We start from the raw sequence: 22,861 nt of genomic DNA on the forward strand, positions 1-22,861 counted from the left end.
GAGTAGATCCTTCCGGATCCGACGGTACCTCAGTTCGCGCGGGCGAGCGTTTCCGGCCGCAGCAGCTTCGCCAGCTCCTCGGCCGGGATCAGCCCCTTCTCGACGACGAGCTCGGCGACCCCGCGCCCGGTGGCCAGTGCCTCCTTCGCGATCTCCGTCGCGGCCGCGTAGCCGATGCTCGGGTTGAGCGCCGTCACCAGGCCGATCGAGTTCTCGACGTAGGCGCGCAGGACGTCGACGTTCGCCGTGATCCCGACGACGCACTTCGCAGCGAGGGTCCGGCAGGCCGCGCCCAGGTGCGTGATGCTCTCCGACAGCGAGTGCAGGATGATCGGTTCGAACGCGTTGAGCTGCAGCTGGCCGGCCTCGGCGGCCATCGTCACGGTGACGTCGTTGCCGATCACCTCGAACGCGACCTGGTTGACCACCTCGGGGATCACCGGGTTGATCTTGCCGGGCATGATCGACGACCCGGCCTGCACCGGCGGCAGGTTGATCTCGTTCAGCCCGGCGCGCGGACCCGAGGACAGCAGCCGCAGGTCGTTGCAGCTCTTGGAGAGTTTGACCGCGATCCGCTTGAGGACGCCGGAAAGGTGCACGAACGCGCCGCAGTCCTGGGTCGCTTCGACGAGGTCCGCGGCGGTCACGACGGGCAGCCCGGTGATCTCGCGCAGGTGGCGGCACGCCGCTTCGGCGTACCCCGGCGCGGCGTTGAGGCCGGTGCCGATCGCGGTCGCGCCCAGGTTGATCTCGTGCAGCAGCGCGACGGCTTCGTTCAGCCGCTGCCGGTCCTCGCCGAGCATCACCGCGTAGGTGCCGAACTCCTGGCCGAGCGTCATCGGCACGGCGTCCTGCAGCTGCGTGCGGCCCATCTTCAGCACGTCGTGGAACTCGACGGCCTTGGCCGCGAACGCCTTCTCCAGCACGACCATCGACTCGGACAGCTCGCGCACGGCGATGATCGTCGCGATGTTCACCGCCGTCGGGTACGCGTCGTTCGTCGACTGCGAGAGGTTGACGTGCTCGTTGGGGTGCACGACGTGGTAGTCGCCCTTGGCGTGGCCGAGCAGCTCCAGGGCCCGGTTCGCGATGACCTCGTTGGCGTTCATGTTGGTCGACGTCCCGGCGCCGCCCTGGATGACGTCGACGACGAACTCGCCGTGCAGCGCGCCTTCGCGGATCTCCCGGCAGGCCGCGCCGATCGCGTCCGCGATGCGGGGTTCGAGCAGGCCCAGCTCGGCGTTGGCCCGCGCGGCCGCTTCCTTCACCGAGGCCAGCGCCTCGACCAGGTGCGGGTACGCGGCGAGCGTCGTGCCCGTGATCGGGAAGTTCTCGCGGGCGCGGGCGGTGTGCACGCCCCAGTACGCCTCGGCGGGGACGTCCTTGTCGCCGAGCAGGTCGTGTTCGCGGCGGGTGGTCATCGCAAGCTCCCCACGGACGAGGTGAAACGCAGGTTCTCCGGGCCGGGCGGGACGTCGGCCCCGCACAGCCCGAGCAGCGCGGCCAGCACCGGGTACCGCGCCCGGTCGCCGCCGTCGGCGATCTTGACCGCGATCGCCGTGCCGTCGGGCAGCGCGGCGACCTGGACGGCCTCGAAGCCGTCCTTGGCGATCAGCCCGGGCACCGCGCGCATGACGGCGGTGACGTCCCGGCGGCTGCCGCCGACCAGCTCGGGGTGCCGCCGGATGCCGTCGGCGACCAGGCCCTCCGGCGTGCCGGGCGCGGCGGTGGCGATCTTCGACACGGCCGTCGCGAGCCCGCGCAGCGTCGTCGCGAAGAGCGGCGCGCCGCAGCCGTCGACGGCCACGCGGGCGATCTCCCGCCCGGTCAGGTCCTCGACGGTCGCGGCGATCGCGCGCTGCAGCGGATGGGCCGGGTCGAGGTAGCCCTCGGCGGCCCAGCCGTTGCGGTCGCAGGTCGCGAGCATGGCCGCGTGCTTGCCGGAGCAGTTGTGCCCGAGCCGGCTCGGGGCCCGGCCGGTCGCCACCCAGCGGTCGCGCTCGACGGGGTCGAACGGGAAGTCCGCCGGGTTGCCCAGCCGGCCGGGGGAGCGTCCGCCGAGGACCTCGAGCACGGCGTCGAGGTGCATCGCCTCGCCGGAGTGGCTGGCCGCGGCGATCGCGAACCCGGCGGGGGACAGGCGCAGCCCGAGCCGCGCCATCGCCGTGGCCTGCAGCGGTTTCGCCGTCGAGCGCGGGTACATCGGGGTGTCGACGTCCCCGGCGGCGAACCGCGTCGAACCGTCCGGGGCGAGCACCACGGCCGAACCGTGGTGGACGCCCTCGACCAGGCCGTCGCGGATCAGCTCGACGAGGGGTTCGTGGCTCACATGCCCTCCTCGTCGAACGCGCGCATGTCGATCCGCTTGCGCACGCCGAACCAGCCGGCGACCAGGGCGACGAGGATGGCGGGCAGCGCGAGCAGGGTGATCCGGCCGGTCTCGTCGAAGCCCATCAGCACCACGACGGCGGCGAGGAACACCAGCGTCGCGATCTCGGTGTACGGCGAGAACGGCAGCCGGAACGACGGCCGCTCGAGGCCGTCCCGCTTCGCCTTGCGCACGAACAGCAGGTGGCAGAGCACGATGATGGCCCAGGTGGCGAGGATGCCGATCGCGGCGAAGTTCAGCACGATGTCGAAGGCCTCCTTCGGCACCAGGTAGTTGAGCCCGACGCCGAGCACGCAGACGGCCGCGGTGAGCAGGATCCCGCCGTAGGGCACGTGGTTGCGGTTCATCACGCCGGTGAACTTCGGCGCCGAGCCCCCCGTCGCCATCGACCGCAGGATGCGGCCGGTCGAGTACAGGCCGGAGTTCAGGCTGGACAGCGCGGCGGTGAGCACGACCAGGTTCATCACGCTGTCGGCCGCGGGCACGCCCAGGTGCGAGAGCACGGTGACGAACGGGCTCTGGTCCTTCGTGTAGGAGCTCCACGGCAGCAGCATCGCCAGCAGCACGACCGAGCCGACGTAGAAGACCATGATGCGCCACATGATGGAGTTGATCGCCTTCGGCATGATCTTCTCCGGGTTCTCGGTCTCGCCCGCGGCGACGCCGACCAGCTCGACCGAGGCGTAGGCGAACACCACGCCCTGCACGATCAGCACCATCGGCAGGAGCCCGGACGGGAAGATCCCGCCGTGGTCGGCGATCAGCTGCGGGCCGCCCGCGACGCCGTCGATCGGCGTCTGCGTCACCAGCAGGAAGATGCCGATCACCATGAAGAGGACGAGCGCGGCGACCTTGATGATGGCGAACCAGAACTCCATCTCGCCGAACAGCTTCACCGACACCATGTTCAGCGTCAGGACGACGGCGAGCGCGATCAGCGCGAGCACCCACTGCGGGATCGGCGAGAAGAACGACCAGAAGTGCGCGTACAGCGCGATCGCCGTGATGTCGGCGATGCCGGTGGTCGACCAGTTGAGGAAGTGCATCCAGCCGGCGACGTACGCGCCCTTCTCGCCCATGAACTCGCGGGCGTAGGAGACGAAGGCGCCGCTGGAAGGCCGGTACAGGATCAGCTCGCCGAGCGCGCGGACGACGAAGAAGGCGAAGAGCCCGCAGACGCCGTAGACGATCGCCAGCGCCGGTCCGGCCTGGGCGAGCCGCCCGCCGGCGCCGAGGAACAGCCCGGTGCCGATCGCGCCGCCGATGGCGATCATGTTCACGTGCCGGGACTTGAGGGCCTTGCGATAACCGGCGTCGCCCGCGTCGGCGGTCGTGGCCGTGAGGGTCTGTTCGCTCACTTGTCCCCGTTCACGATGCTGGTCAGAGTGGCTTCGACGTGCGTCAGGTGCGCCGTCATGGCTTCGACGGCCTGCTGTTCGGAACCGCTTTCGATCGCGGTGACGATGTCCCGGTGCTCGATGTTCGACTGGCGGCGCCGGTCGCCGAGCTGGTTGAGGAAGGCGGACTGGCGGGCGAGCGCGTCCCGGATCTCCTCGATCACCTTCCCGAACACGGGGTTGCCCGAGGCCTGGGCGATGGTGATGTGGAAGAGCGAGTCGAGCGCGACCCAGGCGGTGTTGTCGGTCTCGGCGTCCATCCGGTCGAGCAGGTGGGCGAGCAGGTCGAGGTCGTCCTGGCTGCGCCGCACGGCCGCGTACCCGGCGACGGGGATCTCGACGTGCCGGCGCACCTCGATGAGGTCGCGGGCCGAGTAGGGCCCGAACGTCGGGTTGTCCGCCGGGCCGGTCGCGGTGACGAAGGTGCCCTTGCCGGTCTTGGACTCGGTCATGCCGAGCGCCTGAAGGCCGCGGAGGGCTTCCCGGATCACCGACCGGCTGACCTCGAACTCCCTGCTCAAGGCGGCTTCGGAGGGGAGCTTGGCGCCGACGGCGTACTCACCGCGTTCGATGGCGGCGCGCAGGTGGGCCAGCACGGCTTCCATGGCGCTCACCCGGCGAGGACCACCTTGTCCGGCTGTCTGGCTGTCAGACAGGTTCATGGCGGGAATGCTCGGTGCCGGTGCCGCCGCTGTCAACGCGAGTCTTGACGTCTGTGGCCCACCTCACCCGCGCGGCGCCAGATGCAGTGAACGACTCATTCCTGGCATCCGGCGCCAGGAATGAGTCATTCACTGCGTTCGGCCACCCGGGGTCGGCGTCCCGGTGTGACCGCCCGGGCGCGGCGCGTGTCGTGATCGTTTCCGCCCGAAGGAGCCGCGCGTCGGTGCACCCCCGCGGCGCCGCCGAGGCGCACAATCGAGCCCGGCGAGCGCGGGATAGGGTGGGAGACCCGCCGCGCGCCGGTCCGATCCACCTAGGGGAGGTTTTCGCTGGTGTCGAACGATTCCTTCGTCCACCTGCACGTCCACACCGAGTACTCCATGCTCGACGGTGCGGCGAAGATCGCCCCCCTCTTCGCGGAGGCGGCGCGCCTCGGCATGCCCGCGGTCGGCATGACCGACCACGGCAACATGTACGGCGGCGACGAGTTCTACCAGCAGTCCAAGAAGGCCGGCATCAAGCCGATCATCGGCATCGAGGCCTACATCGCGCCGGAGAGCCGGTTCCACAAGAAGCCCGTCTTCTGGGGCCAGGCCAACCAGCGCGGCTCGGACGAGTTCGGTGAGGGCGGCGACGTCTCCGGTGGCGGTGCGTACACGCACATGACCATGCTCGCGTCGAACGCCACCGGGCTGCGGAACCTGTTCAAGCTGTCCTCGCTGGCCAGCATGCAGGGCTACTACCGCAAGCCCCGGATGGACCGCGAGCTGATCGCCGAGAACCACTCGGGGATCATCGCGACCACCGGCTGCCCGTCGGGCGAGGTGCAGACCCGGCTGCGGCTGGGCCAGAAGGAAGCGGCCATCCAGGCCGCGTCCGACTACAAGGACATCTTCGGCGCCGACAACTTCTTCCTCGAGCTGATGGACCACGGCCTGCCGATCGAGCGGTCGGTCCGCGAGGGCCTGCTGGAGATCGGCAGGCTGCTCGACCTCAAGCCGATCGCCACCAACGACTCGCACTACGTCACCAAGGACCAGGCGGACACGCACTCGGCGCTGCTGTGCGTCCAGGCGGGCAAGACCCTCAACGACCCGACCCGGTTCAAGTTCGACGGCGACGGCTACTACCTCAAGTCCGCCGCCGAGATGCGCGAGTACTGGGACAAGGAGGTCCCGGGCGCGGCCGACACGACGCTGATGATCGCCGAGCGCGTCGAGTCCTACGAAGAGGTCTACTCGCACAAGGACCGGCTGCCGTTCTTCGAGGTGCCGGAGGGGTACGACCAGGGCGGCTGGCTGCGCGAAGAGGTCCAGCGCGGCCTCAAGTGGCGCTTCCCGGACGGCGTGCCGGACCCGTACTACAACGAGCGCATCGAGATCGAGCTCGACGTCATCATCGGGAAGGGCTTCCCGGCCTACTTCCTCATCGTCGCCGACCTCATCAGCTACGCCCGCAAGGTCGGCATCCGGGTCGGTCCCGGCCGTGGTTCGGCCGCCGGTTCGCTGGTCGCGTACGTGCTCGGTATCACCAACCTGGACCCGATCCCGCAGAAGCTGCTGTTCGAGCGGTTCCTGAACCCCGAGCGCGTCTCGATGCCCGACATCGACATCGACTTCGACGACCGCCGTCGCGGCGAGATGATCCGGTACGCGACGGACAAGTACGGCGCGGACAAGGTCGCCCAGGTCATCACCTTCGGCACGATCAAGACCAAGGCGGCGATCAAGGACTCCGCCCGCGTCCACTTCGGCCAGCCCGGGTACGCGATCGCGGACAAGATCTCCAAGGCGCTGCCGCCGCCGATCATGGCGAAGGACATCCCGCTCTCGGGCATCGTCGACTCCAAGCACGAGCGCTACGGCGAAGCCGCCGAGGTCCGCGCGCTCGTCGAGACCGACGAAGAGTGCAAGACGATCTTCGAGACCGCCCGCGGCCTCGAGGGCCTGATCCGCAACGCCGGCGTCCACGCCTGCGCGGTCATCATGTCCTGCGACCCGCTCACCGACGCCATCCCGCTCTGGCAGCGTGACGACGGCTCGATCATCACCGGCTGGGACTACCCGTCGTGCGAGGCCATCGGCCTGCTGAAGATGGACTTCCTCGGCCTGCGCAACCTCACCGTCATCGGTGACGCGATCGACAACATCAAGGCCAACCGCGGGGTCGACGTCGACCTCGACACGCTCGGCGTCGACGACCCCGAGACGTACAAGCTGCTGGCCCGCGGCGACACGCTCGGCGTGTTCCAGCTGGACGGCGGCCCCATGCGCGACCTGCTGCGGCGCATGGAGCCCACGGTGTTCGACGACATCGTCGCGGTCGGCGCGCTGTACCGCCCCGGCCCGATGGGCATGAACGCGCACAACGACTACGCCGACCGCAAGAACAACCGGCAGAAGGTCAAGCCGATCCACCCGGAGCTCGACGAGCCGCTGCGGGAGATCCTGGCCGACACCTACGGCCTGATCGTGTACCAAGAGCAGATCATGCACATCGGCCAGAAGGTGGCCGGGTACACGATGGGGCGCGCGGACGTGCTCCGCCGCGCGATGGGCAAGAAGAAGAAGGAAGTCCTCGACAAGGAGTACGAGGGCTTCGAAGAGGGCATGCGGAACAGCGACCTGGTCCCGGGCGGGTTCTCGAAAGAGGCGATCAAGGCCCTCTGGGACACGATCCTCCCGTTCGCCGGGTACGCGTTCAACAAGAGCCACGCGGCCGCGTACGGCCTGATCTCGTACTGGACCGCCTACCTCAAGGCGAACTTCACCGCCGAGTACATGGCGGCCCTGCTCACCTCGGTGGGTGACAACAAGGACAAGTCGGCGGTCTACCTGTCCGAGTGCCGCCGCCTCGGCATCAAGGTGCTGCCGCCGGACGTCAACGAATCGGCCCTGCGCTTCGCGGCCGTCGGGGACGACATCCGCTTCGGGCTGGGTGCGGTCCGCAACGTCGGCCAGAACGTCGTCGAGTCGATCATCAAGACCCGCGAGGAGAAGGGCAAGTACGCCTCCTTCACCGACTTCCTCGACAAGTCCGAGCTCGTGGCCTGCAACAAGCGGGTCATCGAGTCGCTGATCAAGGCGGGCGGGTTCGACTCGCTCGGCCACACCCGGCTGTCGATGATCCAGGTCCACGAGGACGCGGTCGAAGCCGTCGTCCCGCTCAAGCGCCAGGAGGCGATGGGCCAGTTCGACCTCTTCGGCTTCGGCGGCGACGAGGGGGAGGCGGCGCCGTCGTCGTCCCCGCTCGCGCACCTGAAGTTCGGCGAGGAGGAGTACCCGCGCAAGCAGCTGCTCGCCTACGAGCGCGAGATGCTCGGCCTGTACGTCTCGGCGCACCCGCTGGACGGCGCCGAGCGGATCCTGCGCAAGCACGCCCCGAAGCCGATCGCGAGCATCCTCAACGATCCGCCGAAGGAAGGCGAGCTGGTGATCTCCGGGCTGATCACCTCGCTCGAGCGGCGGGTCAACAAGAAGGGCGAGCCCTGGGCGATCTGCACGGTCGAGGACATGGACGCCTCGCTCGAGGTGCTGTTCTTCCCCAAGTCGTACGCGCTGTTCGCGAGTGAGCTGATCGAGGACAACGCGGTCCTGGTCAAGGGCCGGGTGAACTGGCGCGAAGACAAGATGTCGATCTTCGGTGGCGGCCTGGCCACGCTCGACCTCTCCGAGGTCGGCACCGGCAACGGCGACGACGAGCCGCCCCTGGTGCTGCTCGCGGCGGCGGAGAAGATCGACCAGTCGGTGGTGAGCGAGCTGCGGTCCACGCTGCTGGCGCACAAGGGGGAGACCCCGGTGCACCTCAAGCTGGTGGGGAAGAACCAGACGGTCTTCGCCCTCTACGACTACCCGGTGAAGGTCAGCTCGATGCTGATCGGCGAGCTCAAGGGCATCCGGGGCATCACGGCCTCGACGTAGCCCTTCGAAGGCGGGATCCGGGCGCACAGCGCGCGCGGATCCCGCCTTTCGTGTTTGCTGGACACGATGACTCACGAACCCGACCCCCGCCGCTGGAAAGCGCTTGCCGTCTCGCTCACGGCCGGGTTCATGGGCCTGCTCGACGTCAGCATCGTCAACGTCGCCCTGCCCTCGATGCAGGCGGGCCTGCACGCGAGCAGCAGCGGGATCCGCTGGGTCGTCTCCGGCTACGCGCTGGCGTTCGGCCTGGTCCTGGTCACCGGCGGCCGCCTCGGGGACGCGTTCGGCCGCCGGAACATGTTCCTCGGCGCCCTCGCCGCCTTCGTCCTGACCAGCGCGCTGGCCGGCGCGGCCCCGAACGAGACCACCCTGGTGCTGGCCCGCCTGGCCCAGGGCGTCGCGGCGGGCATGCTCACGCCGCAGAACACCGGCCTGATCCAGGACCTCTTCCGCGGCGCCGAGCGCGGCCGCGCGTTCGGGATGTTCGGCGCGGTCGTCGGGATCTCGACGGCGGTCGGGCCGATCCTCGGCGGGTTCATCCTCGCCGTCTTCGGGGCGGAGGACGGCTGGCGCTGGGTCTTCTACGTCAATGTCCCGATCGGCGTCCTCGCGTTCGCCTTGGCCCTGCGCCTGCTGCCGCGCAGCGAAAAGAAGCAGCTCAAGGTCTCATCGGAGATCGACTTCGTCGGGATCGCGCTCCTCGCGGTCGCCGTGCTCGGCGTGCTGCTGCCCGTCATCGATTCCGACAGCGGCGGCTTCAAGCAGCTGTGGTGGCTCTTCATCGTCGCCGCGGGGTTCGGGTTCGCGTTCGTGCGCTGGGAGCGGTCGGTGGTCCGGCGCGGCCGGTCGCCGCTGCTGGACACCCGCCTGTTCACCGAGACGCCGGGATACGCGGCCGGCGCGGCGGTGGGGGCGCTCTACTTCTGCGGGTTCGCCGGGATCTGGCTGGTCTTCGCGATGTTCTTCCAGCAGGGCCTGGGCTACTCGTCCCTGCAGTCCGGCCTGTCGGTGACGCCGTTCGCGCTCGGCTCGGCGGTGTCCGCGGCCGTCGCGGGGCGGCTGGTCCCGCGCTTCGGGCGGCGGCTCACCGTGACCGGGCTGGCCATGGTCGCCGTCGGGCTGCTGGGTGTCGCGCTGCTCGCCGAGCTGGTCACGCCGTCGGCGTCCGGCTGGGCGTTCGCGCTGCCGCTGCTGTTCGCCGGGGTGGGCGGCGGGATGGTGATCTCGCCGAACACGACGTTGACGCTCGAGTGCGTGCCGGTCCGGATGGCCGGGGTCGCGGGCGGCGCGCTGCAGACCGGGCAGCGGATCGGCACGGCGATCGGCACCGCCGTGCTCGCGTCGGTCTTCGGCATGGTCATCGGCCACGGCTATCCCGTGGCGCTCACCGTGGCGCTCAGCTGCGCGGCCTTCCTGACGTGTGGCGCGCTCGTCCTGGCGCTCGCCGAACTCCGCGCGCGGCGGCACCGGGCTTCCGAGCAGGAGCGGGAAGCGCGTGCGGCCGACACCGCCGCCGCGGACGTCCACCGGGGCTGAGAAACTACTTTCCGCAGATTCGCGATGCTCCATCCGAGTGACGAGCGCGGACAGACACTGGTGCTACGGAGAGCAACCGGGTAGATCTTATGGAGCCTTCACTGCGCGGCTTCGGCTACCGACAGTGGCAATCAGTCGGCCACCCGGGGATGGGGTGACCGACTTGAGCGATCGAGGCGTCCGGAGTTCGAGGGAATGGACACACTCGGTCACCTTCCGTCCAGTGGGTGTCGGCGTCCGCGGGGGACCGTCCGGCACTCGCGGAAGGGCTGCCCATCGGTGCCCGCCGGCGCGTGACGGCGGCGGGCGGGCCCGGGTGAGGGGGAACCGGGCCCGCCCGTCTTCTGCTCCCGTGTCGTGCGCACCCGTTCCGCGGTGATCGTGCTGGGATGATCGCGTCCGTCCGAGGCCGACGCGGGGAGTCCCGATGACCGAGCAGCCGTCGCCGATCCGGGTCTGGTACCGGCCGATGCGCTCCCGCGACCGCGAGGAGCACCACCGCGTCGCGACGCCGCTGGAACTGCTGTTCGACCTGTGTTTCGTGGTCGCCGTCGGCCAGGCCGCGGCCGCGCTGCACCACGCACTGGCCGAGGGGCACGCCGCACACGGCGTCACGTCGTTCGCGATGGTGTTCTTCGCGATCTGGTGGGGCTGGCTGAACTTCAGCTGGTTCGCCTCGGCCTTCGACACCGACGATGTCCCGTACCGGCTGGCCACGCTCGTGCAGATCGCCGGCGGGCTGACCATCGCGGCGGGCGTGTCCAGTGCCTTCGAAGGCGACTTCCGGCTGATCGTCGCCGGGTACGTCCTGATGCGGCTGGCCATGGTGACCCAGTGGCTGCGCGCGGCGCGCTCCGAGCCGGAGTGCCGCCCGGCCGCGCTGCGCTACGCCGCCGGGATCGTGGTGGTCCAGGTGCTGTGGATCGCGCGGCTGTGGGTGCCGGGTACCGCGGGCGCCGTCGCGTTCGTCGTGCTGGTGGTGGCCGAGCTCGCCGTGCCGGTGTGGGCCGAGAGCAGCCGGGGGACGACGTGGCACCCGCACCACATCGCCGAGCGGTACGGCCTGTTCACGCTGATCGTGCTCGGCGAGACGATCCTGAGCGCGACCAACGCGATCAAGGAGGGCACCATCGAGCCCGGGCACACCGGAGCGCTGATCTCGCTGGCCGCGGCCGCCCTGGTGCTCGTGTTCTCGATGTGGTGGTTGTACTTCGACCGGCCGGGCCACGCGCGGCTCGTCCGCCGCCCGACCATGTTCACGTCGATGAGCTGGGGGTACGGCCACTACTTCATCTTCGCCGCCGCCGCGGCCGTCGGTGCCGGACTCGAAGTGGCCGTTGCCTACGACACGGGGACGCTGCACCTCGGCGGGGTGGCGTCGGCGCTGCCGACGACGATCCCGGTCGCGGTCTTCCTGCTGAGCGTGTGGCTGCTGCACATCGGGCCGACGAACGAGTGCCGCCCGATCGCCATCGGGTTCCCGGTGACGGCGGTGCTCGTGCTGGCGGCGTCCTTCACGCCGGCGCCCATCCACGTGGCCGCCGGGCTCACGGCCGCTCTGGTCGTGCTGACGGTCGTCGCGAGCCACGGCTCGCGTTCGCCGGTCTGAGCGCGCATCGGTGCAGGTCAGGGGCCTGGCGCGAAAAAAAGGGACCCCCCTGTGCGAGGGGGTTTCGGGGGCATGTAAAGTTCTCCAAGTCGCCAGGGAAACCGAGCGGCCGCCGGGAACACGAACCAAGCTCCCACGATCGTGGTAGAGTGGGTGGTCCCGAACCAGGGTGGTATCCCTGGAACAAAGCTTGAAACAAAAGCCGAAGACCAAGGCGCTTCGCGGCGCGGCGGTCCGAAGTGTGTTGCTTGAGAACTCAACAGTGTGCTAGTGAACTAAGCCAGTAGAGCTTATATGAAACCCCCTCGTCGGGGTTTCCTTTGAGAGCAATACATTTGCCTCGATTGAATTCGAAGACATTGTTGGAGAGTTTGATCCTGGCTCAGGACGAACGCTGGCGGCGTGCTTAACACATGCAAGTCGAACGCTGAACCACTTTCGGGTGGGGATGAGTGGCGAACGGGTGAGTAACACGTGGGTAATCTGCCCTGCACTCTGGGATAAGCCTTGGAAACGAGGTCTAATACCGGATATCACCACATCAGGCATCTGGAGTGGTTGAAAGTTCTGGCGGTGCAGGATGAACCCGCGGCCTATCAGCTTGTTGGTGGGGTAGTGGCCTACCAAGGCGACGACGGGTAGCCGGCCTGAGAGGGTGACCGGCCACACTGGGACTGAGACACGGCCCAGACTCCTACGGGAGGCAGCAGTGGGGAATATTGCACAATGGGCGCAAGCCTGATGCAGCGACGCCGCGTGAGGGATGACGGCCTTCGGGTTGTAAACCTCTTTCGCCAGGGACGAAGCGCAAGTGACGGTACCTGGATAAGAAGCACCGGCTAACTACGTGCCAGCAGCCGCGGTAATACGTAGGGTGCGAGCGTTGTCCGGATTTATTGGGCGTAAAGAGCTCGTAGGCGGTTTGTCGCGTCGGCCGTGAAATCTCCACGCTTAACGTGGAGCGTGCGGTCGATACGGGCAGACTTGAGTTCGGTAGGGGAGACTGGAATTCCTGGTGTAGCGGTGAAATGCGCAGATATCAGGAGGAACACCGGTGGCGAAGGCGGGTCTCTGGGCCGATACTGACGCTGAGGAGCGAAAGCGTGGGGAGCGAACAGGATTAGATACCCTGGTAGTCCACGCTGTAAACGTTGGGCGCTAGGTGTGGGCGACATCCACGTTGTCCGTGCCGTAGCTAACGCATTAAGCGCCCCGCCTGGGGAGTACGGCCGCAAGGCTAAAACTCAAAGGAATTGACGGGGGCCCGCACAAGCGGCGGAGCATGTGGATTAATTCGATGCAACGCGAAGAACCTTACCTGGGCTTGACATGCGCCAGACATCCCCAGAGATGGGGCTTCCCTTGTGGTTGGTGTACAGGTGGTGCATGGCTGTCGTCAGCTCGTGTCGTGAGATGTTGGGTTAAGTCCCGCAACGAGCGCAACCCTTATCCTACGTTGCCAGCGCGTTATGGCGGGGACTCGTGGGAGACTGCCGGGGTCAACTCGGAGGAAGGTGGGGATGACGTCAAGTCATCATGCCCCTTATGTCCAGGGCTTCACACATGCTACAATGGCTGGTACAGAGGGCTGCGATACCGCGAGGTGGAGCGAATCCCTTAAAGCCGGTCTCAGTTCGGATCGCAGTCTGCAACTCGACTGCGTGAAGTCGGAGTCGCTAGTAATCGCAGATCAGCAACGCTGCGGTGAATACGTTCCCGGGCCTTGTACACACCGCCCGTCACGTCATGAAAGTCGGTAACACCCGAAGCCCATGGCCCAACCCCGTAAGGGGAGGGAGTGGTCGAAGGTGGGACTGGCGATTGGGACGAAGTCGTAACAAGGTAGCCGTACCGGAAGGTGCGGCTGGATCACCTCCTTTCTAAGGAGCACAACACATCCAGTGAGCTTCGGCTTACTGGAGTGGCCATCACTTAGCAGTCGAATGTACTGCTGCGATGGTTGCTCAAGGAATTGTGGAACTACTGGTTTATGTGAATTCTGTGGTGGCGCTGCCGCCGGCTAGTACTGATCGCTTGCGATCGTGGAACGTTGGCTTGCGGGCTGGGCGGGGTTCATGTTTCTGGCACACTGTTGGGTCCTGAGGCAACACGCCGAGGGGCTAGCCCCCTAGGGACGTTTGTTTCTGGTGTGGTGTTTGAGAACTGTAGAGTGGATGCGAGCATCTTTGTGGTCAAGTTGTTAAGGGCACATGGTGGATGTCTTGGCTTCAGGAGCCGATGAAGGACGTAGGAGGCTGCGATAAGCCTCGGGGAGCTGTCAACCGAGCTGTGATCCGAGGATTTCCGAATGGGGAAACCCAGCACCAGTGATGTGGTGTTACCCGCACCTGAATATATAGGGTGTGTGGAGGGAACGCGGGGAAGTGAAACATCTCAGTACCCGCAGGAAGAGAAAACAACCGTGATTCCGTGAGTAGTGGCGAGCGAAAGCGGAAGAGGCTAAACCGTTTGCATGTCAAGCTGTCAGGCGTTGTGCAGACGGTGTTGTGGGACCCGCCTTGAAGGGACTGACATTCCTTCGGATTTGCGCAGTGGTTAGTGGAACGCCTTGGGATGGGCGGCCGGAGTGGGTGAGAGCCCCGTACGCGAAAACTGCTGTTGTTGGTCTTGGTGGTGTTCCCGAGTAGCAGCGAGCTCGTGGAATTTGCTGTGAATCTGCCGGGACCACCCGGTAAGCCTAAATACTTCCTGAAGACCGATAGCGGACGAGTACCGTGAGGGAAAGATGAAAAGTACCCCGGGAGGGGAGTGAAAGAGTACCTGAAACCGTGTGCCTACAAGCCGTCAGAGCCTACTTGTTGGGTGATGGCGTGCCTTTTGAAGAATGAGCCTGCGAGTTAGTGCTGCGTGGCGAGGTTAACCCGTGTGGGGTAGCCGTAGCGAAAGCGAGTCTGAATAGGGCGATTGAGTCGCGTGGTCTAGACCCGAAGCGGAGTGATCTACCCATGGCCAGGGTGAAGCGACGGTAAGACGTCGTGGAGGCCCGAACCCACTTAGGTTGAAAACTGAGGGGATGAGCTGTGGGTAGGGGTGAAAGGCCAATCAAACTCCGTGATAGCTGGTTCTCCCCGAAATGCATTTAGGTGCAGCGTCACGTGTTTCTTGCCGGGGGTAGAGCTACTGGATGGTCTAGGGGCCTTACCGGGTTACCGAAATCAACCAAACTCCGAATACCGGTTAGTGAGAGCGTGGCAGTGAGACGGCGGGGGATAAGCTTCGTCGTCGAGAGGGAAACAGCCCAGAACACCAGCTAAGGCCCCTAAGTGTGTGCTCAGTGGGAAAGGATGTGGGATTGCCCAGACAACCAGGAGGTTGGCTTAGAAGCAGCCACCCTTGAAAGAGTGCGTAATAGCTCACTGGTCAAGTGGTCCTGCGCCGACAATGTAGCGGGGCTTAAGCACACCGCCGAAGCTGTGTCATTCACACAATACATCGGCTCAACTCCTTGAGGGTTGTGTCTAGTGGTGTGGATGGGTAGGGGAGCGTCCTGCATCCAGGGAAGCGGCGGCGGAAGCCAGTCGTGGAGGGTGTGGGAGTGAGAATGCAGGCATGAGTAGCGAATGCAGAGTGAGAAACTCTGCCGCCGGATGACCAAGGGTTCCTGGGCCAGGCTAATCCGCCCAGGGTAAGTCGGGACCTAAGGCGAGGCCGACAGGCGTAGTCGATGGACAACGGGTTGATATTCCCGTACCCGAGCATGTGCGCCCATGACGAGGCGTTTGATACTAACCACCCAAAGCCATCGGCCAATGTCTTCGGACGGAGGTTGGTGTGTGGAGCGTGGGACCTGATTTCGTAGTAGTCAAGCGATGGGGTGACGCAGGAAGGTAGCTCCGCCAGGCGATGGTTGTCCTGGTATAAGCGTGTAGGCCGAGTGGTAGGCAAATCCGCCACTCATATAGGCTGAGACGTGATGTGTAGCCGTTTGAGGCGAAGTAGAGTGATCCTATGCTGCCGAGAAAAGCCTCTAGTGAGTGCATGCACGGCCCGTACCCCAAACCAACACAGGTGGTCAGGTAGAGAATACCAAGGCGATCGGGTGAACTGTGGTTAAGGAACTCGGCAAAATGCCCCCGTAACTTCGGGAGAAGGGGGGCCAAACATCCTGAAGCTCTTTACAGGCTAGGGGTGGGTGGCCGCAGAGACCAGCGGAAAGCGACTGTTTACTAAAAACACAGGTCCATGCGAAGTCGCAAGACGATGTATATGGACTGACGCCTGCCCGGTGCTGGAACGTTAAGAGGACCGGTTAGCCTTTCGGGGCGAAGCTGAGAATTTAAGCGCCAGTAAACGGCGGTGGTAACTATAACCATCCTAAGGTAGCGAAATTCCTTGTCGGGTAAGTTCCGACCTGCACGAATGGCGTAACGACTTTCCGGCTGTCTCAACCACAGGCCCGGCGAAATTGCACTACGAGTAAAGATGCTCGTTACGCGCGGCAGGACGGAAAGACCCCGGGACCTTTACTATAGTTTGGTATTGGTTTTCGGTTCGGCTTGTGTAGGATAGGTGGGAGACTGTGAAGCTGCAACGCTAGTTGTGGTGGAGTCGTTGTTGAAATACCACTCTGGTCGAATTGGGAATCTGAACCTCGGGCCATGATCTGGTTCAGGGACAGTGCCTGATGGGTAGTTTAACTGGGGCGGTTGCCTCCTAAAGAGTAACGGAGGCGCCCAAAGGTTCCCTCAGCCTGGTTGGCAATCAGGTGTTGAGTGCAAGTGCACAAGGGAGCTTGACTGTGAGACAGACATGTCGAGCAGGGACGAAAGTCGGGACTAGTGATCCGGCACCTCCTGGTGGAAGGGGTGTCGCTCAACGGATAAAAGGTACCCCGGGGATAACAGGCTGATCTTGCCCAAGAGTCCATATCGACGGCATGGTTTGGCACCTCGATGTCGGCTCGTCGCATCCTGGGGCCGGAGTAGGTCCCAAGGGTTGGGCTGTTCGCCCATTAAAGCGGCACGCGAGCTGGGTTTAGAACGTCGTGAGACAGTTCGGTCCCTATCCGCCGCGCGCGTAGGATACTTGAGGAAGGCTGTCCCTAGTACGAGAGGACCGGGACGGACGAACCTCTGGTGTGCCAGTTGTTCTGCCAAGGGCATGGCTGGTTGGCCACGTTCGGAAGGGATAACCGCTGAAGGCATCTAAGCGGGAAGCCTGTTCCAAGATGAGGTATCCCACCCCATGTGGGTTAAGGCCCCCAACAGACCATTGGGTTGATAGGCCAGAAATGGAAGCACAGTAATGTGTTGTCGAGTTGACTGGTACTAATAGGCCGAGGACTTGCCTACGAAGATGTTACGCATCCACTCTACGGTTCTGAAACACCACACGAGAAGTATCGTGTGTGTTGTTTCGGAGTGTTTCGGTGGTTATAGCGTCAGGGAAACGCCCGGTCCCATTCCGAACCCGGAAGCTAAGCCTGACAGCGCCGATGGTACTGCAACCGAAGGGTTGTGGGAGAGTAGGACACCGCCGAACTTACTTTGAGAAAGGGCCTGGGCCCGGTCGAGACAATGTCTCCCGGCCCAGGCCCTTTTTCATGTCCGCCCGCCGACTCAGCCGGCGCCGTGATGCCCCTCCAGACACGCATGAAGCCTCCCGGATCACGCGTGATGCCTCGCGCCGCCCGCCGTGGACGCGAGCCAAGACGGAACTCGCGTGATCGGACCCGGAACTCGCGTGAGTGGAGGCGGGACTTGCGTGATCAGCGGCGCAACTCGCGTGCTTGGAGGGGCATCTCGCGTGCTTGGAAGGGCATCACGTGTGATTGGAGGGGCATCACGCAGCTGGCTGGCGGGGGCGGGGGACGAGAAAGGGGGTCAGGAGCGGAGCTCCTGACCCCCCCTTCGAGGTGGCTGGTTACTTGATGGCGGAGCCGGCTTGCCAGTCGGCCCAGGACTTGGACCAGTCGCCGTACAAGTCCCAGACCGGGAGCTGGGGGCCGCCCGAGTTGGTGACCTCGACGACGTCACCCAGGCCCATGTTCTGGAAGAACCACTGGGCGTTCGCGTCGTTCAGGTTGATGCACCCGTGCGACACGTTCGAACTACCCTGCTGGCCCACGCTGTTCGGGTTCTCGTGGACGAACTCGCCGTCGTTCGAAATCCGCTCCGACCACTTCTCGTTGGACCGGTACGCCTTCGGGTCCGGCGGGCAGACGCCGTACGTGCAGGAATCCATCGTGTAGTTCGCCTGCTTGTCCGAAATCACGTGCGCGCCCAGGTGGGTCGGTGTCGCGTCCTTGCCCATCGAGATCGGCATGGACTTCACCATCTGGCCGTTGTGGAAGATCTGCATCTGCTCGGTGTTCCCGTCCGCTTTCGCGATCCAGGAATCGTGCACCTTGTACGTTTCCGTACGATCCTCCGCGCCGAACACCCCGCCGCCGAAATCGACGCCGTAAATCTTGGCCGTCACCTTCAGCGTCGTGCCGGCCTGCCAGTACTCCTTCGGACGATAGTGGACGTTCGAATCGTCGATCCAGTACCAGCTGCCGTCCTGCTTCGGGGTCGACTCCACCGTCAGCGCCTTCTCGACCGCCGCCTTGTTCTTCACCGCGACCTTGCCGAAGCTGAACACGATCGGCTGGCCGACGCCGACACCCGTGCTCGCCACCGCGGACGGCGCCGGGATCAGGTTGGCGTTCGCCTGCTTCTTCGGCGACAGCGTCGTGATCTGGTTGTCCTGCTCGATCGGCTTCCCGTTGGCGCCCTGGGCGTGCGCGACGATCTTGTACGTCACGCCGTAGCCGAGCGGCTCGCTGGAGGTCCAGCTCGACCCGTCGGCCGCCAGCTTGCCGGCGACCGTCTTCCCCTTGGCCTGGTTGGTCACCGTGACGTCGAGCAGTTTCCCGTTGGCCGCCTTGACGACGATCGGCGTCGCCGGGTTCACCGCCGTGCCGCCCGTGGGCTCGAACGTCACCGCGACCGGGGTCTCGGACGGTGCGGCGGACCCCGACGCCGGCGCCCCACCGGCGGGTGTGCCGCCGTCGTCACCGGACGAGCAGGCGGAAAGCAACAGTGCTCCGGCGAGGATTCCGGCCACCGAAAGTAAAATCTTCTTGGGGAGCATATTGTCTCTTTTTGGGAATTGAGGATCGGCGGGCATTCGTCATCAAAAGTACGCGATAGCGATGACGTTCTTACCGGCGGATCGGTGCATCTTCGTGACGTGGATCACGTGATGACGAGCCCGGGTGCCCCGTACAGTCCGGGCCCGCTCACCGACAACGCGCCGAGGTACTCGCGCGCCGCCGTGTACGCCTCTGCCGCCAGTGCTTCCGTGTGCCCGAAATCCAACGGGTTCACACGGACCGGCGCGGGCCCCGGCAGGTACAGCACCGGCACCTGTGCGGCCGCCACCGGCGCCTCCAGCACGGCCTGGTTGCGCATGCTGATCATCGCGGTGAACATCATCACCTCGGCGAACGTCCGCGGCGCGTCCGGCAGCTTCCCGGGAAACGCGCAGTCGAGCACCACCAGGGACTTCGCCCCCATCGCGAGGGCCTGCCGCATCGGCACGTTCGCGACGAGCCCGCCGTCGTACAGCAGCCGCCCGTCGTGCTCCACCGGCGGGAAGATGCCGGGAATCGCACAGCTCGCCAGCAGCGGCTCCAGCAGGCGCCCGGAGCGGATCAGCAGCGGCTCGGCCGTGTCGACCTGCGTCGTGACGACGCCGAGCGGCAACGCCAGGTCCTCGAAGCGGGTGTCGGCGCCCAGGTGGTCGGCGATGATCCCGGCCAGCCCCGTGTTGGGGAACAGGTGCGTCTTGCTCTGCGTCAGCGTCCGGACGCGGCTCAGCACGCCGCCGGGGAACGCCTCGGCCCGCGTCATGTGCGCCCAGATCTCGTGCAGCCGCGCGAGGGCGTCGGTGCCGGAGCGGGCCAGCACGGCGGCGTTGAGCGAACCGACCGACGTGCCGGTCACGACGTCCGGCGTGAGCCCGGCTTCGGTCAGGGCGCGCAGCATGCCGACCTGCATGGCGCCGAGGCTGCCGCCCCCGCCGAGGACGAAGCCGATCGGCCGGGGAAGATCCGCGAGACTCATGCCGCCGAATGTAGTACTCAGGGCACGCGTTCGGGCTCCGGCTCGGGCACCGCCAGTGCCTTGCGCTTCTTCAGTCGCAGCAGGAAGAACACGGCGACCGCGGCCAGCACGCCGACCACGATCAGGCCGCCGGTGTTCAGGGCGCCTTCGATGCGCTTGGCGGCTTCGCCCAGCGCCGCGCCGATGCTGATGTGCACCAGCGACCAGCAGAACGCGCCCGCCGCGGCGGCCGGCAGGAACTTGCGGAACGGCAGGCCGGACGTCCCGGCCGCGGCCGGGGTCAGGGTGCGGATCACCGGCAGGAACCGGGCGAAGAAGACCGCCCAGGCGCCGCGGCGTTCGAGGACGCCGGTGGCCTTGTCCCAGGCCTCCAGGCCGTACTTGCGGATCATTTTCGTGTCACGCAGGCGTGGCCCGAACCGGCGGCCGATGCCGTAGCCGAGCGCGTCGCCCGCCGTCGCGCAGAGGGTGACGACCAGCCAGAGGACGAGGAACCGGGCGACGGTGTTCGCCGTCGTCGCGGCGATGAGCAGCCCGGATTCGCCGGGGGCGAGGAAACCCAGCCCGATCGTGCACTCGGCGAACACCAGGCCGCCGGTCGCGGCGACGAGCCCCGGTTCCGGGAGTCCTTGCAACCAGCTGAGGAGGTCCGAAACCAGGGCCATGGCCCCACTTTACCGATCCTTTAAGGATGGTGGGGTGACGTGCGTCACCGTGCCAGCAGCGACGCGGCTTCCTGGGCGGCGGGGCCTTCGGCGGCCAGGTGCTGCAGGTTCTCGGGCAGGACCTCGCCGCGGTGGGCCTTCGTCTGGGCGTAGAGCCGTCCCGCGCGGTACGACGAGCGCACCAGCGGCCCGGCCATCACCCCGGCGAAACCCATCGCCTCGGCCACCTTCGAGTGCTCGACGAACTCCTCCGGCTTCACCCACCGGTCCACCGGGTGATGCCGCGGCGACGGACGCAGATACTGCGTGATCGTCAGGATCTCGCACCCGGCGTCGACCAGGTCCTGCATCGCCGGACCGACCTCATCCGGCGTCTCGCCCATGCCGAGGATCAGGTTCGACTTCGTCACCAAACCAGCCTCACGAGCCTTCGTGATGACCTTCAGCGACCGCGCATACCGGAAACCAGGACGGATCCGCTTGAAAATCCGCGGCACCGTCTCCACGTTGTGCGCCAGCACCTCCGGCCGCGACCCGAACACCTCCGCCAGCTGCTCCGGGTCGGCGTTGAAGTCCGGAATCAGCAACTCGACCCCGGTACCCGGATTCAACGCGTGGATCTGCCGCACAGTCTCCGCGTACAGCCAGGCGCCGCCGTCCTCAAGGTCGTCCCGGGCCACACCAGTGACCGTGGAGTACCGCAAGCCCATGGCCTGCACCGACTCCGCGACCTTCCGCGGTTCCGACGTGTCCAAAGCGGCGGGCTTGCCCGTGTCGATCTGGCAGAAGTCACACCGCCGGGTGCACTGATCCCCACCGATCAGGAACGTCGCCTCCCGGTCCTCCCAGCACTCGTAAATGTTGGGACAACCGGCCTCTTCACACACCGTGTGCAGACCCTCGCGACGCACCAGACCCTTGAGCTCGGTGAACTCCGGCCCCATCCGCACCCGCGTCTTGATCCACGACGGCTTCTTCTCGATCGGCGTCTCACTGTTACGCACCTCGAGACGCAACAGCTTCCGGCCTTCAGGCGCAGCACTCACACGTCAACCGTACGCCCGTCCGGGCTAGGCGGGATCCGGGGTGACGCCGGTCAGCTTCGCGGTGACGTCCCACAACGCGGCCCCCAGCGACTCACTGCGTGCGGCCGGCAGCGGACGTCCCTTGACCGGGTTGCCGCGCATGCCGCCGAGGCCGCCCGGGACGATGTAGTCGCCGCCCTCGACGCCGTCCGCCGTGGCCGCGTACAGCTGCGGCAGCGCGCCCTGCCGGACGTTCTGCGCGAACAGGGTTTCGCCGATCTTGTGGCCGCCCGCGATCACCGAGCGCACGATCGGGTTCGTGTACGAGCGCGCCATGCCGCTGCCGAGGCCGGTCGCGGTGTAGCCGGGATGGGCGGCGACGCCGATGACGTCGTCGCCTGCCGCGCGCAGCCGCCGGTCGAGCTCGAAGGCGAACACCTGGTTCGCCAGCTTCGACTGCCCGTACGCGGTCGCCGGGTTGTAGCGGCGGTGCTCGGCGTTCGGGTCTTCGAGGTCGATCCGGGCGCCGACGGCGGCCAGGCTCGACAGCGCGACGACCCGGGCGTGCCGTCCGCCGCGCAGGGCGGGCAGCAGCAGCCAGGTCAGCGCCGCGTGCCCGAGGTGGTTGGTGCCGAACTGCAGCTCGAACCCGTCGGCCGTGCGGCCGCGGGCGGTGGCCATCACGCCGGCGTTGGTGATCAGTACGTCCAGGGTGTCGCCGGTGCGTTCCCGCACCGAAACGGCCGCCGCGCGCACCGACGCGAGCTCGCTCAGGTCCAATGGGATGAGCTCGGGTTCGGCGCCCGCGGCGGCCGCTTTCACGGTCTCGAGGGCCTTCGCGCCGCGTTCGGCGGAGCGGCAGGCGAGGAGCACGCGGGCCCCCTTGCCCGCGAGCACCTGTGACGTGCGCAGCCCGAGCCCGGAGTTCGCTCCGGTGACCAGGACGGTCCGGCCGCTCTGGTCGGCGATGTCGGCTTCGGTCCAGCGCTGTGTCATGCGCTTACTTAACTCCGTTTACGCGCTGGGCGCGAGCAGTCGCCGCAGGTGTCCGATCACCGGACGGCGGCGGGTCGTCTCCGAGCGGTTCGCCCGCAGCAGCGCTTCGAACGCGTGCCCCACCTTGACGATCTCGTCGACGGGCTCGCGCGGGTCGGCCAGCCCGGCCGTGACGGCGAGCATCCGCAGCTCGCCCTCGTGCATCCGGCGCAGCGACGCGTGCCGCTCGTAGGCGCCGTCGAGGACCGCGCGCAGATCGGCGTGCTCGTCGACGGCGGCGCGCCAGGCGCGGGTGACGGCGTCGACGTGGTCGCCGAGGCCGTCGGCGTCGTCCGGGTCGACGACCTCGGAGCGCAGGCGGCCGCTCAGCGTCCGCGTCCACTGGTACTGCAGGGCGGTGAGGACGTTTTCCTCGGTGCCGAAGTGCTCCTCGGCGCCGGGCACCTCCTCGAGCGGCAGCGGCTCACCCGGGTTGCGGGCGGCCAGGCGGACGGTCGCTTCGAGGATTTCCTGACGTCGGTAGAAGTCGGTCCAGCTCATGTGTGGGTCCCCTTCCGTGGCCCGGGTCATACCGCGGGTCTGCGGCATACTC

General features: G+C 66.5%; 13 protein-coding genes and 3 rRNA genes. 6 read left to right on the plus strand and 10 right to left on the minus strand.

Annotation, left to right across the window (positions count from 1 at the left end):
- Positions 1-29: 29 nt before the first annotated feature.
- From aspA to ACFPLC_RS25555, 4 genes are read right to left on the minus strand one after another with little or no spacing between them, the layout of a single operon-like run.
- Entirely contained in the window at positions 30-1,421 is a 1,392-nt protein-coding gene (aspA, locus tag ACFPLC_RS25540) for an aspartate ammonia-lyase (RefSeq protein ID WP_378193188.1), read from the minus strand.
- Complete coding sequence (locus ACFPLC_RS25545; protein ID WP_378193185.1) at positions 1,418-2,329, minus strand: asparaginase; 912 nt, start codon at positions 2,327-2,329, stop codon at positions 1,418-1,420. The genes aspA and ACFPLC_RS25545 overlap by 4 nt, the downstream gene beginning before the upstream one ends.
- Positions 2,326-3,747: an amino acid permease gene (locus ACFPLC_RS25550; RefSeq protein WP_378193182.1), complete on the minus strand. Its 1,422-nt coding sequence runs from the start codon at positions 3,745-3,747 to the stop codon at positions 2,326-2,328. The genes ACFPLC_RS25545 and ACFPLC_RS25550 overlap by 4 nt, the downstream gene beginning before the upstream one ends.
- Positions 3,744-4,391: a FadR/GntR family transcriptional regulator gene (locus tag ACFPLC_RS25555; RefSeq protein ID WP_378193718.1), complete on the minus strand. Its 648-nt coding sequence runs from the start codon at positions 4,389-4,391 to the stop codon at positions 3,744-3,746. Before ACFPLC_RS25555 ends, ACFPLC_RS25550 begins: the two co-directional genes overlap by 4 nt.
- Before the next feature lie 390 nt (positions 4,392-4,781).
- Here ACFPLC_RS25555 and dnaE point away from each other — a divergent pair, with 390 nt between their 5' ends.
- From dnaE to rrf, 6 genes are all read left to right on the plus strand, one after another.
- Positions 4,782-8,369 carry a DNA polymerase III subunit alpha gene (gene dnaE, locus ACFPLC_RS25560; protein WP_191316853.1) on the plus strand — a complete coding sequence of 1,196 codons (3,588 nt, stop codon included), beginning with the start codon at positions 4,782-4,784 and terminating at the stop codon, positions 8,367-8,369.
- A 66-nt stretch (positions 8,370-8,435) separates the two neighbouring features.
- Entirely contained in the window at positions 8,436-9,905 is a 1,470-nt protein-coding gene (locus ACFPLC_RS25565; RefSeq protein ID WP_378193179.1) for an MFS transporter, read from the plus strand.
- A 427-nt stretch (positions 9,906-10,332) separates the two neighbouring features.
- Positions 10,333-11,514 (plus strand): low temperature requirement protein A, encoded by a 1,182-nt coding sequence (locus tag ACFPLC_RS25570; RefSeq protein ID WP_378193176.1) that lies wholly within the window; start codon positions 10,333-10,335, stop codon positions 11,512-11,514.
- Between the two features lie 359 nt (positions 11,515-11,873).
- A 16S ribosomal RNA gene (locus ACFPLC_RS25575) occupies positions 11,874-13,394 on the plus strand.
- A gap of 310 nt (positions 13,395-13,704) precedes the next feature.
- Positions 13,705-16,826: ribosomal RNA gene (locus ACFPLC_RS25580) — 23S ribosomal RNA — on the plus strand.
- A gap of 73 nt (positions 16,827-16,899) precedes the next feature.
- Positions 16,900-17,016 (plus strand): 5S ribosomal RNA (gene rrf, locus ACFPLC_RS25585).
- The 16S, 23S and 5S rRNA genes sit together here, the layout of an rRNA operon.
- 381 nt (positions 17,017-17,397) lie before the next feature.
- On the opposite strand, the gene ACFPLC_RS25590 is transcribed toward rrf, so the two are convergent.
- The 6 genes from ACFPLC_RS25590 to ACFPLC_RS25615 form a co-directional block, all read right to left on the minus strand.
- Positions 17,398-18,609: a L,D-transpeptidase gene (locus ACFPLC_RS25590; RefSeq protein WP_378203617.1), complete on the minus strand. Its 1,212-nt coding sequence runs from the start codon at positions 18,607-18,609 to the stop codon at positions 17,398-17,400.
- 104 nt (positions 18,610-18,713) lie between these two features.
- Positions 18,714-19,583, minus strand: coding sequence for a patatin-like phospholipase family protein (locus tag ACFPLC_RS25595; RefSeq protein WP_378203614.1), 870 nt, complete (start codon positions 19,581-19,583; stop codon positions 18,714-18,716).
- Between the two features lie 17 nt (positions 19,584-19,600).
- Positions 19,601-20,248, minus strand: a complete 648-nt coding sequence (locus ACFPLC_RS25600; protein WP_378203611.1) for a DedA family protein — start codon at positions 20,246-20,248, stop codon at positions 19,601-19,603.
- Between the two features lie 44 nt (positions 20,249-20,292).
- A complete protein-coding gene (gene lipA / locus ACFPLC_RS25605; RefSeq protein WP_378203608.1) occupies positions 20,293-21,294 on the minus strand; it encodes a lipoyl synthase in 1,002 nt (333 codons plus the stop codon).
- 24 nt (positions 21,295-21,318) lie between these two features.
- A complete protein-coding gene (locus ACFPLC_RS25610) occupies positions 21,319-22,269 on the minus strand; it encodes an oxidoreductase (RefSeq protein ID WP_378203605.1) in 951 nt (316 codons plus the stop codon).
- 18 nt (positions 22,270-22,287) lie between these two features.
- Positions 22,288-22,809: a hypothetical protein gene (locus ACFPLC_RS25615; RefSeq protein ID WP_378203602.1), complete on the minus strand. Its 522-nt coding sequence runs from the start codon at positions 22,807-22,809 to the stop codon at positions 22,288-22,290.
- Positions 22,810-22,861: the final 52 nt, after the last annotated feature.

The organism is Amycolatopsis plumensis (assembly GCF_042652605.1).
GTDB classification, from domain to species: Bacteria; Actinomycetota; Actinomycetes; order Mycobacteriales; family Pseudonocardiaceae; genus Amycolatopsis; species Amycolatopsis plumensis.